This is a genomic window from Candidatus Thiodiazotropha endoloripes (assembly GCF_001708965.1).
Lineage (GTDB): Bacteria > Pseudomonadota > Gammaproteobacteria > Chromatiales > Chromatiaceae > Thiodiazotropha > Thiodiazotropha endoloripes.
Genome location: NZ_LVJW01000006.1, coordinates 1,448,512 through 1,463,071, shown reverse-complemented (window position 1 = coordinate 1,463,071; position 14,560 = coordinate 1,448,512). Strand labels below are relative to the sequence as shown.

Here is a 14,560-nt window from a genome sequence, read left to right as displayed (position 1 = left end):
TCGAGTCGGATGGTCAGACTTCAGCCAGCAACCGATCGATCATCCCCTCCGCCTGACTGAGATAACCGCCACCGAACAGGTTCAGGTGGTTGAGAATGTGGTAGAGGTTGTACAACACCTTACGGGTGGAGTAACCCGGCGACAGGGGCCAGCTCTCCCGATAGGCATCGTAGAAACGGTTGCCGAATCCACCAAACAGCTCGGTCATCGCCAGATCCGCCTCCCGATCGCCAAAATAGACCGCCGGATCGTAGATCACCGGCTGCCCCACCCGGTCATAGGCCAGATTGCCACTCCACAGATCGCCATGCAGGATCGACGGTATCGGCTGGTGGTCCAACAACAGATGAAAATGATCGAGCAGCCGCTCACCCCGTCGCTGCAGACTTCCCCGGTATCCGTTCTCTCCGGCCAGCTGCAACTGAAAACCAAGACGCTGCTCACGCCAGAACTCGACCCAGTCATCCTCTCTCCGGTTCGGCTGATGGGTTGAACCGATGGTATTGTCCCGGTGCCATCCGAAATAGGGCTGCTCCAGCTGATGCATGGCTGCCAGCATGCGTCCGGCAATCTCCGCACCATCCCGACTGCCGTGCCCCATCTCCAGAAACTCCATCACCAGATAGGATTGATCTCCACTCACACCACTGCAAACCGGCCTGGGTACTCGAATGGTATCGGTAGCGGCCAGGGCCTGGAGCCCCTCGGACTCCGCCTCGAACATATCCAACAAGCTACTTCGATTGAGCTTGACGAAATAGCTCCGTTCACCATCGGTCAGACGCACCCCGGTATTAATGCATCCACCACCGATCATTTTAGGCTCTAACGGATTGAATGGAGCGTCAGTAGAGTGAGCAATATGTTGCGCGATAATCTGCCAATCATTCATGCCAAATCCCCCTATCCTGCGGATCAAACCCCGCCCTTTCACGCCTCTGGCAGTCAGTGCTTATTCACAATGTGCTAATGTTGCATCACAACATACAAGGCTTTGCGAATTTTATTACTATTAGAAGTGATTAATATACTATAACTACTTGTTAATTATAGTGTTAGTCAAACTGTTAAAAAAATAGTCAAATTAACAGTAATCCAACAAACACAAGGCCTTGGACCCTCTATTCCATAAATGTCCACAAAGTTATCCACAGCACTTGTGGAAAAAGTCGTGCCTTAAAACAGTGCATTTCACCACCTCTTTGATAACAACATTTTATACCCCAATAACAGCAGCCTAATCCACTCTCCGATCAACACACCACAACCCCACAGAGAGCTCTGGTGATTGCAATCGAACGATGCACCATGCAGAGTGGCCGGTGGCATGGCAGACCGAGATGGTACAGCAACCATTTCAAACGGTAACAGAGTCGTTCACTGATGTAGAATAAGCACACATCGCTCACTCCACCTTGCTGGAAAATAAAGCAGCCCCCGGCAGGGCTGATTGGATTAGTGTTAACAGACCCTGAAGTCTCGTGATGGAATCGGATACCATATTAAAAATAGCGCTCGCCGGCCCCCTTCGCGGCTTCTTTGACTACCTTCCTCCTGAAGACAACGTCACCACGCTCACCCCCGGATGCCGATTTGAGATACCTTTTGGCCGCAGCAGCCGTGTTGGCATACTGATCTCAACCAACAACAAGTCTTCAGTTCCGGCCGGTAAACTGAAACGGGCACTGTCTCAACTCGACCAGGCTCCGCTGCTTCAGCCTTCAGACCTGCGTCTGCTGAAGTGGGCGGCTGATTATTATGAACACCCATTGGGCGATGTGATATTTCATGCCCTGCCGGTGAACCTGAGAAAAAAGCCGACCGCATCCAAAGCCAGCCCTCCTGGCCTGCGACTCACCCAGGCGGGTGAGGCCGTCGATGCAGAGAGTCTCTCCAGGGCACCCAAGCAGCGCAGCGTAATCCTTGCGCTTCAACACCATCCACAGGGTCTGGCCAAAAGCAAGCTTGCGGAGGATCATGACCTCTCCCCTGCGGTACTGCGCAGTCTGCTGGATAAAGGTCTGGTTACCCCCTGCGAACTGCCACCCCAAACACTCCCCAGCGAAGCGGCTTATCAGCTCAACCCACAACAGCAGCAGGCGGTAGACCGTGTTCGCGAAAATCTGGATGGGTTTCAGGCCTTTCTGCTCAACGGGGTAACCGGCAGCGGCAAAACCGAAGTCTATCTGCACCTGGTCGCCGATGTTCTGGCCCAGGGACGGCAGGCATTGATCCTGGTTCCGGAGATCGGCCTGACCCCGCAACTGCTGCAGCGTTTCCAACAGCGCATGGGGCATGAGGTTGCCGTGCTGCACTCCGCACTGGCGGATGGAGAGCGGGAAAAGATCTGGCACGCAATGCGTCAGATGCGGCAGCATATCCTCATTGGAACCCGTTCTGCCGTGTTTACTCCAATGCCCAGCCTGGGTCTGATCATTGTCGACGAGGAGCATGACCTCTCCTACAAACAGCAGGAGGGATTTCGTTACAACGCCCGGGATATCTCACTGGTTCGCGCACAGCAGATCGGCTGCCCGGTGGTACTGGGCTCCGCAACCCCGTCGCTGGAGTCGTTGAGAAACGCCCAGGAGGGCCGTTACCGCCAGCTGGACCTACCGAAACGGGCCGCCGATGCCAGCATGCCCAGCCTTGCACTGATCGACATTCGCAATGGCCATCTCAAAGGGGGACTCTCTCCCGCCCTGCTGAAACATCTTGAACAGACCCTGCAGGCGGGTGAGCAGGCGATGTTGTTTCTCAACCGTCGCGGTTACGCCCCGATGCTGACCTGTCATGCCTGCGGCTGGCTGACAGACTGTCCCCGATGTGACGCACGCATGACCCATCATCGCCAGCAGAAACTGCTCTGGTGTCACCATTGCGGTCACCAGCAGAGAGAGCCAGTGGCATGTCCCAGCTGTGGCAGCCCCGATCTGCGCCCGCTCGGTCAGGGTACGGAACGGGTTGAAGAGATCCTACGCCAACACTTTCCTAAATATCCCCTGGCACGAATCGACAGGGACTCCACCAGCCGCAAGGGAAGCCTGGAAAAATTATTGAAACAGGTCCATTCAGGCAGCATCCCGCTGCTGATCGGTACCCAGATGATCGCCAAAGGACACCATTTTCCCTCGGTTACACTGGTGGCCATCCTGGATGTGGATCAGGGGCTGTTTGGCGCTGATTTCAGAGCTTCTGAAAGGATGGCTCAGCTGATACTGCAGGTGGCCGGCCGGGCTGGGCGGGCCGAACGCCCGGGACGAGTGCTGATCCAGACCCGTCATCCCGACCATCCGTTGATGCAGCTGCTGACCCAACAGGGTTATGCGGCTTTTGCCAAGCTGGCAATGCAGGAGCGGCAAATGGCTATGTTACCCCCCTATGCCCATCAGGTTCTGATTCGCGCAGAAGCGAATCGATCGGATTATCCTGAGCTGTTTCTTAAACAGTTGTTAGAAGGCTGTCAGAAACTCCAGCACGCTGCTGAACTTGAGTTCTGGGGACCTGTCCCCGCCCCCATGGAACGACGAGCCGGCAAGACCAGAGCCCACCTGCTGATTCAATCAAACCAGCGTCTGCCGCTGCATCGTTGGCTGTCGGAAGCAATTGAGATATTCGCGACACTACCCCATGCTCGTAAGGTACGCTGGTCTGTCGATGTCGATCCACAAGAGATGTTGTAATCTCATTGCTGGGATCAAGATCGATTATAAAAGTAGTGATCGTTGTTGTTATAGCAGAGAGCAAACCTGACACCTCGTCTTCATTACGACAAGCCAACCTATGAAAAACAGCAATAAAGACGTCATAACTCAACAACGTTTTTTCTAACCAAGCCGCTACCTTCCATCAAAATAAACACTGAAATAAAAAACTGACAAGTGAATTGCTTCGCACTATTTCCACCGGACAGATAAAGCGCAACACACCAGGGTCTGCCAACACTATCCTTTCACTTGTCGACTGCGATGCAAATCGAAAAGCATAAGCTGTCGTTAAGCTAGGATATTAAATAATTATATGTTATTAAAAAGATCTTACGATTCGAGTAAGCGTAAAGTTAGGTTTTCAATTTATATTTAAAACCTGTTTTATTAAACATCAACAGATATATAGCAGGCCGCATCACAGTCTGATTGGTGACTTATGAAAGCAAACTACCTTCCACTTAGCGAGATTATTAGCCAAGAGCAACTCCACTGGCTATCTCTATATCGTCAGCAGCGAACAACACTCAGCCACATTCGGCCTTGACAAGGGGCGTATCGTCTCCCTCCAATGCAGACTGCGTACCGGCGGTAAAGCCATACCAATGATCGCAAATATCAAGCATGGATCCTGTCGATTCGAGCAGAGTATAAGCCTGATAAAAAAGATGCAGCTTGAAGATAACGAAACCATCTTCAACCAGATCCTCTCCATTCATGAACAGATGGTTCAAGCCGAGCCCGAACAACCGCAAGCCTTCGTCATACCCAACACCGACGACAGTCGCCCGATACTGCTCTCCACTCAACAGAGATCCGAAATCGAAAACAGTCTACCGGAAGAGATTGGCCCGATGGGAAGTTTCATTATGGATACAATTGAACAATGCAAAGAATTTGATTCAATCAAAGATGTCATCAATGATGAGATCGACCAGCCCGATATCGCACAGTCACTTCTATTCAAGATCGATAAGATCATCAGCCAATCTGTGTGACTGACTGCAAGCAAAGCACGGTACAGCTTGAACCATCAAACAGCGCTTGAGAAATTGTATAGATTCAGACCACCAGAAACGCTTTCTTAGACCCGCCTCATAATCATCAAAAACAACAAACCAATCCGATTCAACACGAGCTCACTATCAGCTGCACCGAATGAAACAAACAGGCAAGCTTTATAACACCATTTAGTTATAGTTATTGCTTCTGTTATTTTATTTGGTTTAGATTACCCTGGCTTTATTAGGGATGTGAAGGATCACTGAACATCAACACACAACCTTGGATTCATTTAATAAGGAACTGATACGCATCAGTTTGTTGGTGATTCGATGGAGTATTGGCGTTACCGGTTACTGAAACCGCCAATCAGTCTTAACAGACTGTTCTGCTCACGGCTATCCGTAGACAGTCAGAATCAAGACAGGATCACTGGCCCGAAAATCCGGATAATCCAGTGTACCGTGCTGTTAATCCTGCAGGCGATCAACTTAACCCAGCCATCCAACACACTCTTCCGGTCACACCGGCCAATCCATTTGCACAGACCATCCTATCGCTACAGAAGCATTCGGAGCAGGCCGAATACCACTTCAGCAGACACCCCGATAAGTCCATCAACACAACGAAAGATGACAAACCCTTACAACATGGAAGGGAGCAATAGAGAAGCACCAGGACTCAAGCAGAAACACCAACCTTTAAACCCAATTCTCAACTTGTAATAAACACCATCAAATTCTCACACCAATCAATAAGCAACACTATTTTTGAGATTACCCATTCAGATTATTTAAAAGTATTTAATGAGGAGAAACCAATGAAGCTGTACAGGATTTTATTGCCCCTAATATTTACCGCCGCCATTCTGATCGGAAACGCATCCGCTGCACAACTGCCCGGCTCAATCGTGGACACCCAATGGCTGGCCAAGAATCTCCAAGAGGTTCAAGTCATCGATGTACGTTCCAACAAACCAACTTTCACTACCCAGCCTGTGTTTGAGCTACAGGAAAAAGCGAATCGGGAAGTACTGACACAGGCTGGTGGACATATTGAAAACGCCATTCTGCTGCCCTATAAATCGATTCGCGGTGAACGTCAGGTTGATGGTCAGAAGGTAAAATATCTTCTGCCGGAAAAAGATGACTTCGAAAAACTCATGCAAACAGCCGGATTGCACTCCGGCAAACCGATTATCATCGTTTCCACCGGCATGACTCCGAAGCGGGTAAACGAAGCACTGCGGCTATTCTGGCAATTGAAGTACTTTGGTGAAGACAATGTAGCCGTACTGGATGGCGGGCTGGCAGCTTGGCTCAACGATGGACACAAGGTGGTCACCACTGAAGGATCCGCCACTCCGGGTAACTGGAAGGCCACTGCAACCCGCACTGAACTGATCGCCACTCCGAATGACGTCTCTAACGCCGAAGCCAATGTACAACTGGTCGATGCCCGTGGAACAGAACAATTCTACGGCATCAACAAGCGCGATTATGTCTCGGCTTTCGGTCATATCAGAGGCGCTAAAATGCTCCCTACCGAAGTGCTGTTCCGTAAAGACCGCGATGCAATCAAATTCTACTCCCCGGAGGCCTACCGTTCGATCCTGGAGATCAGCGGGATCGAAGCCGACCAACCGACCATTTTCTACTGCAATAGCGGTCATCTTGCCGCCGGTCCCTGGTTTATCGAGCATGAACTTGTCGGCAACAGTATGGCACGCCTGTTCGATGGTTCGATGCACCAGTGGACCCTGCAGAACCGTCCGGTTAAAACAGTGATGCTTGAACCGCTTCCGGCAACCTGTAAGTCAGGTCTGAGCAAACCAGGCTGCTGATAAGTCCAATGAGTCTTGCGTCCCGGGAAACAACAAAAACAGGATCTGTTTCAACTGCTTTTTATAGAGGGCTTTTTATCATCTATCTGGTCAGTATTTTAATTGCCATACCGACCATCTATTTCATCACCAAGGATGAACTCTATTCTCAAGCTGACAAGGAACTCAAGCTCATGGTCGACGTGGTCCGCTCAGCACGCTCTATCGTCAGGGAGCGGACCAGACCCCACTTCCTACCCCAGGGGGTTTTCTTTCCTCCCGTGGTCTCATCCACGGTCATGGCAAAGGAGCTGGCAACTCAGTTCAAAAAACTGCAACCCAGCTACCTGATCCGAATGGTGAGTGACAATCCACTCAATAAGGACAACTACCCACAAGGGCTTGAACTCAAAGTCCTGGAGATGTTGCGCTACGGTAACCCGGATGACGGTCTTGTCATGACCGGTGAGATCCAGGGTAACCAATACCTGATCTCCGCGGCTGCAACAAAAGTCAGTGATGGTTGCCTGATCTGTCATGGTTCAGCGAAAACAGCACCGCAGGAGATCGTTGATCGTTACGGCACAAATTCCGGATACGCTTGGAAGACCGGCACGATCATCGGCGCCAGCCTGGTCGGCGTACCCCTGGCCGATCTCAACTCCGCCGTTCTGAAACGATTTCTGATTGTCATCGTAACAATCACTGTACTCTTTGCAATCGTTCTACTGGTGCTTATCCGGGTTGTACAGCAGAAGATCATTCAACCCATACAGGAGATCACAGAGATCGCCAAAGAGGTCAGCCTTGGGCGTAGCAATCAACCGTTTTACTCAGAAAGAGATGATGAGATTGGTGCATTGACCCGCTCATTCGAACTGATGCGCCGTAGTGTCAACATTGCTGCAAAAAAGATCAGCAAACTCTCTCAAGGCAATAAGTGAACCTGGTATAACGAATTCCCATCCCTCTAGAAGATCGTGAGGGATGGGACATTATGAGGGGAGTGTTGTCTGTTGGTGGCGCCTATTCAGCCACTCGGCTGGCTTCAATCTCAGCGGTAATCGCATGAATGTCCTCGTGCCGAACATCTTTTCCAGTGACCAGAAAAATCACAAAGCCACCGATATTCTTGGCGTGACCGCCAATCCGCTCCAGGGCACGCAGCGCCAGTACGATATCCACAACAGAGCCTACATTGCGTGAATCTTCCATGATAAAGGTTGAAAGACGACGCAGACTTCCTCTGAAATCCTCGTAGAGCTTTTTGTCCATCTCAATCACTTCCATCGCCTTGTCCAGATCAAGCTCGGTAAAGGCCACCAGACTCAGCCCCAGCATCTCATCGACATACTCCGACATGTCGTAGATGTCATGCAGAATCTCTTTGCTGGGAGGATTTTTCCCGTTGTCATAGAAATGGATGGTGAGGTTAGCGATCTTACGCGCTTCATCCCCCACCCGCTCCAGGTCCGAGATGGTCTTCTGTACGGTCAGGATGTCGCGAAGGTCCTTTGCCATCGGCTGACGCTTAGCGATCAAGCGGATAATCTCTTCATCCGCCTGTACATCGATTTCATTCAGTTTACGATCACGGTCGATCACATGGCCGGCCGCCTTCGGATCTTCATCCTTCAGAGTCTGCACCGCCCTGCGCAGTTGGTCCTGCCCCATGGTACCCATATCCAGCACCAGCTTATTCAGATGGTTAAGCTCTGCGCTGTAGGCCTTCACGATATGTCCGTTTGTCATGTCATTCATTGCAGATCCGCCCTCGCGTTAGCCGAAACGGCCGGTGATGTAGTCTTCAGTCAGTTTGTGTCTGGGTGAGGTAAAGATCTGATCGGTCTCCCCCACTTCGATCAATTTACCCAAATGAAAATAGGCGGTACGTTGACTGACACGAGCAGCCTGCTGCATGGAGTGGGTGACAATTGCGATGGTAAAGTTCTCTCGCAACTCATCGATCAACTCCTCGATTTTTGCCGTAGCAATCGGGTCGAGTGCGGAACAGGGCTCATCCATCAGAATGACTTCAGGACTGACTGCAATCGCGCGGGCAATGCAGAGCCGCTGCTGTTGACCACCGGAGAGACCGGTACCCGGCTGATCGAGGCGATCCTTGGCCTCTTCCCACAGACCGGCTCTCTGCAGTGAACTCTCTACGATCGAATCCAGGTGCTCTTTGTTATCACTCAGACCATGAATCTTCGGACCATAGGCGATGTTGTCATAGATCGACTTGGGAAAGGGGTTGGGTTTCTGGAACACCATACCGACACTGGCGCGCAGTGGAACCACATCCAAACCACCATCATAGATATCCTGCTCATCCATCTTTATCTGACCGGTTACCCTGCAGACATCAATGGTGTCATTCATCCGATTCAGGCAACGCAGAAAGGTTGATTTACCACAACCGGAAGGGCCAATCATGGAGATCACCTGGTTCTTGCCGATGTCCAGACTGACATCGAAAATCGCCTGCTTTTCACCATAATAGACATTGACGTTACGGCAGGTCATACGTGGATCATCAACATAGATCTCACCGACGGTGGCATCCGTACTCTGCACTGTTCCCGCAGCAGCTTCGGTTTCTTCTGCTAAACCTGGCGTTGCGGTACTTGTCTCATTCATTACTTGTTCCACAATTTCCTCACTTACGCCAGTCTACCAACGGCGCTCAAATTTCTTTCTCAGCCAGACCGCCAGCAGATTCATGCTGATGAGAAAGGCCAGCAGTATCATAATCGCTGCGGATGTACGTTCGACGAAGGCACGCTCCGGACTGTCTGCCCACAGATAGATCTGTACAGGCAGGACAGCTGACGGATCCATCACGCTACCCGGCACATCTACGATAAACGCCACCATACCGATCATCAGTAGTGGTGCGGTCTCACCCAAAGCCTGCGCCATGCCGATGATCGTGCCGGTCAACATACCCGGTAGCGCCAATGGCACTACATGATGAGTTATGGTCTGCATCGGAGAAGCGCCAACACCCAGCGCGGCCTCTCTGATCGAAGGGGGTACCGACTTAAGTGCGGCTCGACTGGCGATAATGATGGTCGGCAAGGTCATCAATGCCAATACCAGACCACCAACCAGGGGTACCGATCTGGGCAGACCGAAGAAGTTGATGAAGACCGCCAGACCCAATAGACCGAATACGATGGAAGGTACAGCAGCAAGATTGTTAATGTTCACCTCGATGATATCGGTCCAGCGGTTTTTGGGAGCAAACTCCTCCAAATAGACCGCTGCGGCAACACCTACCGGAAAGGCGAGGGTCAAACATATCAGCAAGGTAAAGAACGAACCATAGGCAGCACCTTTGATACCAGACAGTTCAGGCTCTCTGGAATCACCGGCTGTGAAAAAGGTGGTATTGAACCTTTTCTCTACCCGGTCCTGCTCCTGTAAATCATGGATCCAGGCCAGTTGATTATCCTTGATGCGGCGATCGCTCTCGGGTAAGCGCAGGTCGATATGACCTTTGATCAGCATGTCGAAATCATCGTCAGCCACTACCCAGACTTCCTGTTTGGTGCCGATCAGTTCCGGGTTATTCATCACCGCATCCCGGATCTCATATGTGGCGCCGCTACTGATCAGACCATACAGCACCTTTTTCTCTCGGCGATTGGTCACATCAGGAAACATCTGCCGCATCGAGGCTTTGATCAATCCACCATAGTTGGCTCTTGAAAGCAGCTCCGGATCGGTCTCCCCAATCGGCGCAATCATCTCCGGATCATAAAACACATCCAGCTTCACGTAGGTCTGCTGAAACGCGGTGTAACCGTTAGAGATAATCGTGATAAACAGAAAAGAGACAAATACCAGGCCCAGCATGATTGCACCCAAACCTAGCCACTTAAAATGCCTCTCCTGACGATAACGGCGATCCAGTCCCTTCTGCACCCGATCCATGGTTTTTTTATGTTGTTGCTGCTGATTATTCATACTGTTCCCGATACTTACGTACGATGTGCAGTGCGATCATGTTGAGCGCCAAGGTGATGACAAAGAGCACCAGCGCCAGGGCGAAGGCGGCCAGAGTCTTGGCGCTGTCGAATTCCTGATCCCCGACCAACAGAGTAACGATCTGTACGGTTACTGTTGTCACCGCCTCCAAGGGATTCGCGGTAAGGTTGGCGGAGAGGCCGGCGGCCATGACCACGATCATGGTCTCACCGATGGCACGGGAAACTGCCAGCAATACACCACCCACGATACCCGGCAGTGCGGCCGGTATGATGACATTACGGATGGTTTCGGAACGGGTGGCGCCCAGGCCATAGGAGCCGTCACGCATTGCTTGTGGGACAGCGTTGATTACATCGTCGGAAAGAGAGGATACGAATGGGATGATCATGATACCCATTACAACGCCTGCAGCCAGAGCCGACTCAGAGGAGACAGTCAAGCCGATGTCGGTCCCCAGATCCCGGAAGAACGGGGCCACGGTCAGCGCCGCGAAGAATCCATATACAACGGTGGGAATACCAGCCAACACTTCCAGCACCGGCTTGGCCAGGGTACGGAAATGTTTACTGGCATACTCCGCCATGTAGATCGCCGACATCAGGCCGATGGGTACGGCGACAATCATCGCAATCAGGGTGATCAGCATGGTGCCCGCGAACAGAGGCACAGAGCCGAACACGCCGGATGATCCAACCTGATCAGGTCTTATGGCGGTCTGCGGCGACCACTCCAGACCGAACAAAAATTCTGTAACTGGGATTTGCTGAAAGAACCTGACAGATTCAAACAGCACTGAAAGCACGATACCTACGGTCGTGAATATCGCCAGGGTTGAACTTGAAAGCAGAAAGAAATTAATCGCTTTTTCAACCCGGTTTCGCGCCCTCTGTTCACGCGTGATGGTGCGTTGCGCCCATAGGCCAGCCAGTATCGCCACACTCAGCGCAACCACGAAAAGCGCCATATGGCTGATGCTCATCAGACTGGTGTAGTGATCTGCCGCCTGCTGCATGGTTTGATCAACTGTCGAGGAGACAATATCACCTTGTGACAGATTTCGAACATCGTTTAGAACAAGATCAAGGCGCTCAGGGGGCAGGTTCTGAACCTCTTGCGGAAGCGATTCGACCACCATACCGGTGACCACAGACTCTTCGAAGGATAACCAAAACGCCAATAGAATCAGTGCCGGAATGCCACACCACATGGCGGTCTGCATTCCATAGTAAGAGGGTAGTGAATGAAGATCGCGAACCTTTCCCCCAACAAGAGTGAGAGAGCGTTTGCGCCCGAAGTAATAGGCCAGCGACATCAGGCCCAATAGCAGAATAATCAGTGTGGATGTATGCATCTTTCTTACTACCCAGAAAAAAGCGGCTACTTGTGTTTCACAAGCAGCCGCTTCTTGCAGCCAAAGCTTCAGCCCATTAGAGCTTCAGAGGTTTCATCGCTTCGATGTCGCTCTTGAAAGCTTTACGCTCTTCAGTAGGCATCGGGATCAGGCCCTTGTCAGCCAGATAGCCCTCTTCGCCCCAGGCTTTATCACTGCTGAACTCAGCCAGATATTCAGTGATACCGGGGATTTTGCCCATGTGTGCTTTCTTCACGTAGAAGTAGAGCGGACGGGAAACCGGATAGCTGCCATCGGCAATCAGTTCGAAAGTCGGGGCAACGCCGTCGATCAGGGAACCCTGAACCTTGTCGGAGTTCTGATCCAGGAAGCTGTAACCGAATACGCCCAGGGCGCCTTTGTTGGCTTCCAGTTTCTGAACGATCAGGTTGTCGTTCTCACCGGCTTCGATGTATTTGCCGTCTTCACGAACGGTGTGGCAGAGAGCCTTGTAAGCTTTCTTGTCCTTCTTCTTCATGGCTTTGATCCAATCGATCTTCTTACAGCCACCTTCCATTGCCAGCTCAGCGAAAGCGTCACGGGTACCGGAAGTGGGAGGAGGACCCAGTACTTCGATTGCCATGTCAGGCAGATCTTTGTTCACGTCTTTCCAGGTCATGTAAGGGTTGGCAACCAGTTTGCCGCTCATGGGATCCTTAGGATCCGGAACCTCTTTGGCCAGAGCCAGGAAGATGTCCTTACGGGTCACTTTGAACTGAGGAGCCTTCTTGGAGTTGGCCAGGGCGATACCGTCGTAGCCGACTTTGACTTCGATGATGTCGTTGATGCCGTTGCCAGCGCAGCGCTCAACTTCAGATTTCTTGATGCGACGGGAAGCGTTGGTGATGTCAGGATGTTCGACACCGACACCGGCGCAGAAGAGTTTCAAACCACCGCCGGAACCGGTTGATTCGATCTTCGGGGTTTTGAACTTGCTGGTTTTGCCGAACTGCTCAGCAACCACGGTAGCAAATGGGTATACGGTAGAGGAACCGACTACGCTGATGTAGTCGCGGGCTGAGGCCATGCCCACAAAACCGGTCAGCGAAATCGCGACCGCTGCTGAAATCAGCTTCTTCATAATATTTCTCTCCTTCCGAGAATTTAGTCAACCAAAAAACATTTGACGTTTTATTAGGTTCGCAGAGCATAGGCCTGCAAGATGAATACTGGATGAGATTTAGATGACAGTTTTGTTACAGTTATAAGAACCTCTGCCACATTCCATTGAATCGCAATCGGCCTCAGTAGATCAGGACGCGACATCCTTGACTTAGTCGTCTTGCTGAAACACTAAAGCTTGTCGGAAAAACGGTAGCCCGCACCCCGAACAGTCTGCAGCAGCTTCTCTTTACCAGAGGGTTCCAGCGCCTTGCGCAGACGCCGGATATGCACATCGACGGTACGCTCTTCGATATAGACGTTGGTTCCCCAGACCCGGTCAAGCAACTGACTGCGTGAGAAGACCCGCTCCCGGTGGGTCATGAAGTAGTGCAGCAGGCGGAACTCTGTCGGACCCAGTTCGATCACATCCTCATCCGAGGTGACACGATGGCTGACCGGGTCGAGTTGCAGACCGCCGCAGTCCAGCACTTCCCCGGCCAGCAGGGGTGATACCCGGCGCAGAATGGAGCGGATTCGGGCCAGCAGTTCCCGTGCGGAGAAAGGCTTGGTGACATAGTCTTCGGCACCGATATCCAGCCCGGTGACCTTGTCGTTCTCCTCGCCTTTAGCCGTGAGCATGATGATCGGTATCGACTCGGTCTCCCGATCTTTTTTCAAGCGACCGGCGAGTTCGACACCACTCATCCCAGGCAGCATCCAATCCAGCAGAATCAGATCGGGACGGGACTTTTTGATCTGACTGATCGCCTGGGTCGCATCTTCAGCGAAATCCGCCTGAAAACCATCCTGCTCGAGGATGAAACGCAGCATCTCGCCAACCGCTGGTTCGTCGTCTACTGCAAGTATTCTTGGGATTGTCATCTCCGTGTCCATAGGCTGCCAATATTTAGCGCCTTATTAAACAGGAGGTTTGTTACATGGAGATGACAATGGACCAGCGGTTTCCATCAGACACTCCATGTGATTGTGACCGGGTTGGGATCCTGGTTATTAGAGCCTGTTAACGCTGATCCAATAGGCCCTAAGGGTGAACATCCACAGGGGTGGGCTGAGGTACGGCGGCAACTCTTCTAAGATCAGAAGCTTCCGCAATCACCGACTCATAGAGCTCTGCCTGGGGTTTCCAGAACATCACCCCGACACCATCTTGCTGGGTGTGGGTGACCACCCCCATGATCGACCACTGCCGACCACCACGGAACAGCTCCAATTCCACCAGCGACCCGGTCAGCATGGTCAGGCTTTCGGTACGCAGGTAGATCCCCTGCATGGAGCAGTTCACCGCTTTTGCCGGAAGCAACCGCTGTTTTCTGTAGCGGATATAGACCTCGCCATCCATCGGATAGCGTTTACTGTATCGTTTCTCGACTGGCATTTTCTTTTCCTTGGTATCTTCGTGAACCAAGTGTAGGTAGCCAATATGACTAACGTGTGACCAGAGGATGAAGCCTTTCTGACCTGAAATCATTACATTTTTCAGCTCAAACCGGGCCTGCCATCACGGCTTTTACCCGGAGT

12 protein-coding genes are annotated in these 14,560 nt (G+C 51.7%); 4 read left to right on the top strand and 8 right to left on the bottom strand.

Translation table 11 applies throughout. The features are described 5' to 3' along the window. Positions 1 to 13 precede the first annotated feature (13 nt). Positions 14 to 892 carry a fructosamine kinase family protein gene (locus A3193_RS17240; protein WP_069003020.1) on the bottom strand — a complete coding sequence of 293 codons (879 nt, stop codon included), beginning with the start codon at positions 890 to 892 and terminating at the stop codon, positions 14 to 16. 592 nt (positions 893 to 1,484) lie between these two features. Between A3193_RS17240 and A3193_RS17235 the strand changes: the two genes are divergently transcribed. From A3193_RS17235 to A3193_RS17220, 4 genes are all read left to right on the top strand, one after another. After that, on the top strand, positions 1,485 to 3,683 hold the full coding sequence (locus A3193_RS17235) for a primosomal protein N' (RefSeq protein ID WP_069015368.1): 2,199 nt from the start codon (positions 1,485 to 1,487) through the stop codon (positions 3,681 to 3,683). Between the two features lie 692 nt (positions 3,684 to 4,375). Beyond that, the gene (locus A3193_RS17230) at positions 4,376 to 4,705 is read left to right on the top strand and encodes a hypothetical protein (RefSeq protein WP_141694550.1); all 330 of its coding nucleotides are present in this window, start codon (positions 4,376 to 4,378) and stop codon (positions 4,703 to 4,705) included. An 824-nt stretch (positions 4,706 to 5,529) separates the two neighbouring features. Next, positions 5,530 to 6,552, top strand: coding sequence for a sulfurtransferase (locus A3193_RS17225; RefSeq protein WP_069015366.1), 1,023 nt, complete (start codon positions 5,530 to 5,532; stop codon positions 6,550 to 6,552). An 8-nt stretch (positions 6,553 to 6,560) separates the two neighbouring features. After that, the gene (locus tag A3193_RS17220) at positions 6,561 to 7,475 is read left to right on the top strand and encodes a Tll0287-like domain-containing protein (protein ID WP_069003024.1); all 915 of its coding nucleotides are present in this window, start codon (positions 6,561 to 6,563) and stop codon (positions 7,473 to 7,475) included. Positions 7,476 to 7,557: 82 nt separating this feature from the next. On the opposite strand, the gene phoU is transcribed toward A3193_RS17220, so the two are convergent. From phoU to A3193_RS17185, 7 genes are all read right to left on the bottom strand, one after another. Further along, positions 7,558 to 8,292, bottom strand: a complete 735-nt coding sequence (gene phoU, locus A3193_RS17215; RefSeq protein ID WP_069019548.1) for a phosphate signaling complex protein PhoU — start codon at positions 8,290 to 8,292, stop codon at positions 7,558 to 7,560. A gap of 18 nt (positions 8,293 to 8,310) precedes the next feature. Further along, a complete protein-coding gene (gene pstB, locus A3193_RS17210; RefSeq protein WP_069003025.1) occupies positions 8,311 to 9,171 on the bottom strand; it encodes a phosphate ABC transporter ATP-binding protein PstB in 861 nt (286 codons plus the stop codon). 33 nt (positions 9,172 to 9,204) lie between these two features. Beyond that, entirely contained in the window at positions 9,205 to 10,503 is a 1,299-nt protein-coding gene (pstA, locus tag A3193_RS17205; RefSeq protein WP_069003026.1) for a phosphate ABC transporter permease PstA, read from the bottom strand. Then, entirely contained in the window at positions 10,496 to 11,878 is a 1,383-nt protein-coding gene (gene pstC / locus A3193_RS17200; RefSeq protein WP_069003027.1) for a phosphate ABC transporter permease subunit PstC, read from the bottom strand. Before pstC ends, pstA begins: the two co-directional genes overlap by 8 nt. A 76-nt stretch (positions 11,879 to 11,954) precedes the next feature. Beyond that, complete coding sequence (locus tag A3193_RS17195; RefSeq protein WP_305782058.1) at positions 11,955 to 13,001, bottom strand: PstS family phosphate ABC transporter substrate-binding protein; 1,047 nt, start codon at positions 12,999 to 13,001, stop codon at positions 11,955 to 11,957. Positions 13,002 to 13,210: 209 nt separating this feature from the next. Beyond that, positions 13,211 to 13,903: a phosphate regulon transcriptional regulator PhoB gene (gene phoB / locus A3193_RS17190; protein WP_069004057.1), complete on the bottom strand. Its 693-nt coding sequence runs from the start codon at positions 13,901 to 13,903 to the stop codon at positions 13,211 to 13,213. A 160-nt stretch (positions 13,904 to 14,063) separates the two neighbouring features. After that, positions 14,064 to 14,417 (bottom strand): PilZ domain-containing protein, encoded by a 354-nt coding sequence (locus A3193_RS17185; protein ID WP_069004059.1) that lies wholly within the window; start codon positions 14,415 to 14,417, stop codon positions 14,064 to 14,066. Positions 14,418 to 14,560 lie beyond the last annotated feature (143 nt).

What these genes read in the sequence shown, in the direction of transcription:
- A3193_RS17240 (WP_069003020.1), bottom strand. Translation starts at nt 892, where the DNA reads ATGAATGATTGGCAGATTATCGCGCAACATATTGCTCACTCTACTGAC.
- A3193_RS17235 (WP_069015368.1), top strand. Translation starts at nt 1,485, where the DNA reads ATGGAATCGGATACCATATTAAAAATAGCGCTCGCCGGCCCCCTTCGC.
- A3193_RS17230 (WP_141694550.1), top strand. Translation starts at nt 4,376, where the DNA reads ATGCAGCTTGAAGATAACGAAACCATCTTCAACCAGATCCTCTCCATT.
- A3193_RS17225 (WP_069015366.1), top strand. Translation starts at nt 5,530, where the DNA reads ATGAAGCTGTACAGGATTTTATTGCCCCTAATATTTACCGCCGCCATT.
- A3193_RS17220 (WP_069003024.1), top strand. Translation starts at nt 6,561, where the DNA reads ATGAGTCTTGCGTCCCGGGAAACAACAAAAACAGGATCTGTTTCAACT.
- phoU (WP_069019548.1), bottom strand. Translation starts at nt 8,292, where the DNA reads ATGAATGACATGACAAACGGACATATCGTGAAGGCCTACAGCGCAGAG.
- pstB (WP_069003025.1), bottom strand. Translation starts at nt 9,171, where the DNA reads ATGAATGAGACAAGTACCGCAACGCCAGGTTTAGCAGAAGAAACCGAA.
- pstA (WP_069003026.1), bottom strand. Translation starts at nt 10,503, where the DNA reads ATGAATAATCAGCAGCAACAACATAAAAAAACCATGGATCGGGTGCAG.
- pstC (WP_069003027.1), bottom strand. Translation starts at nt 11,878, where the DNA reads ATGCATACATCCACACTGATTATTCTGCTATTGGGCCTGATGTCGCTG.
- phoB (WP_069004057.1), bottom strand. Translation starts at nt 13,903, where the DNA reads ATGACAATCCCAAGAATACTTGCAGTAGACGACGAACCAGCGGTTGGC.
- A3193_RS17185 (WP_069004059.1), bottom strand. Translation starts at nt 14,417, where the DNA reads ATGCCAGTCGAGAAACGATACAGTAAACGCTATCCGATGGATGGCGAG.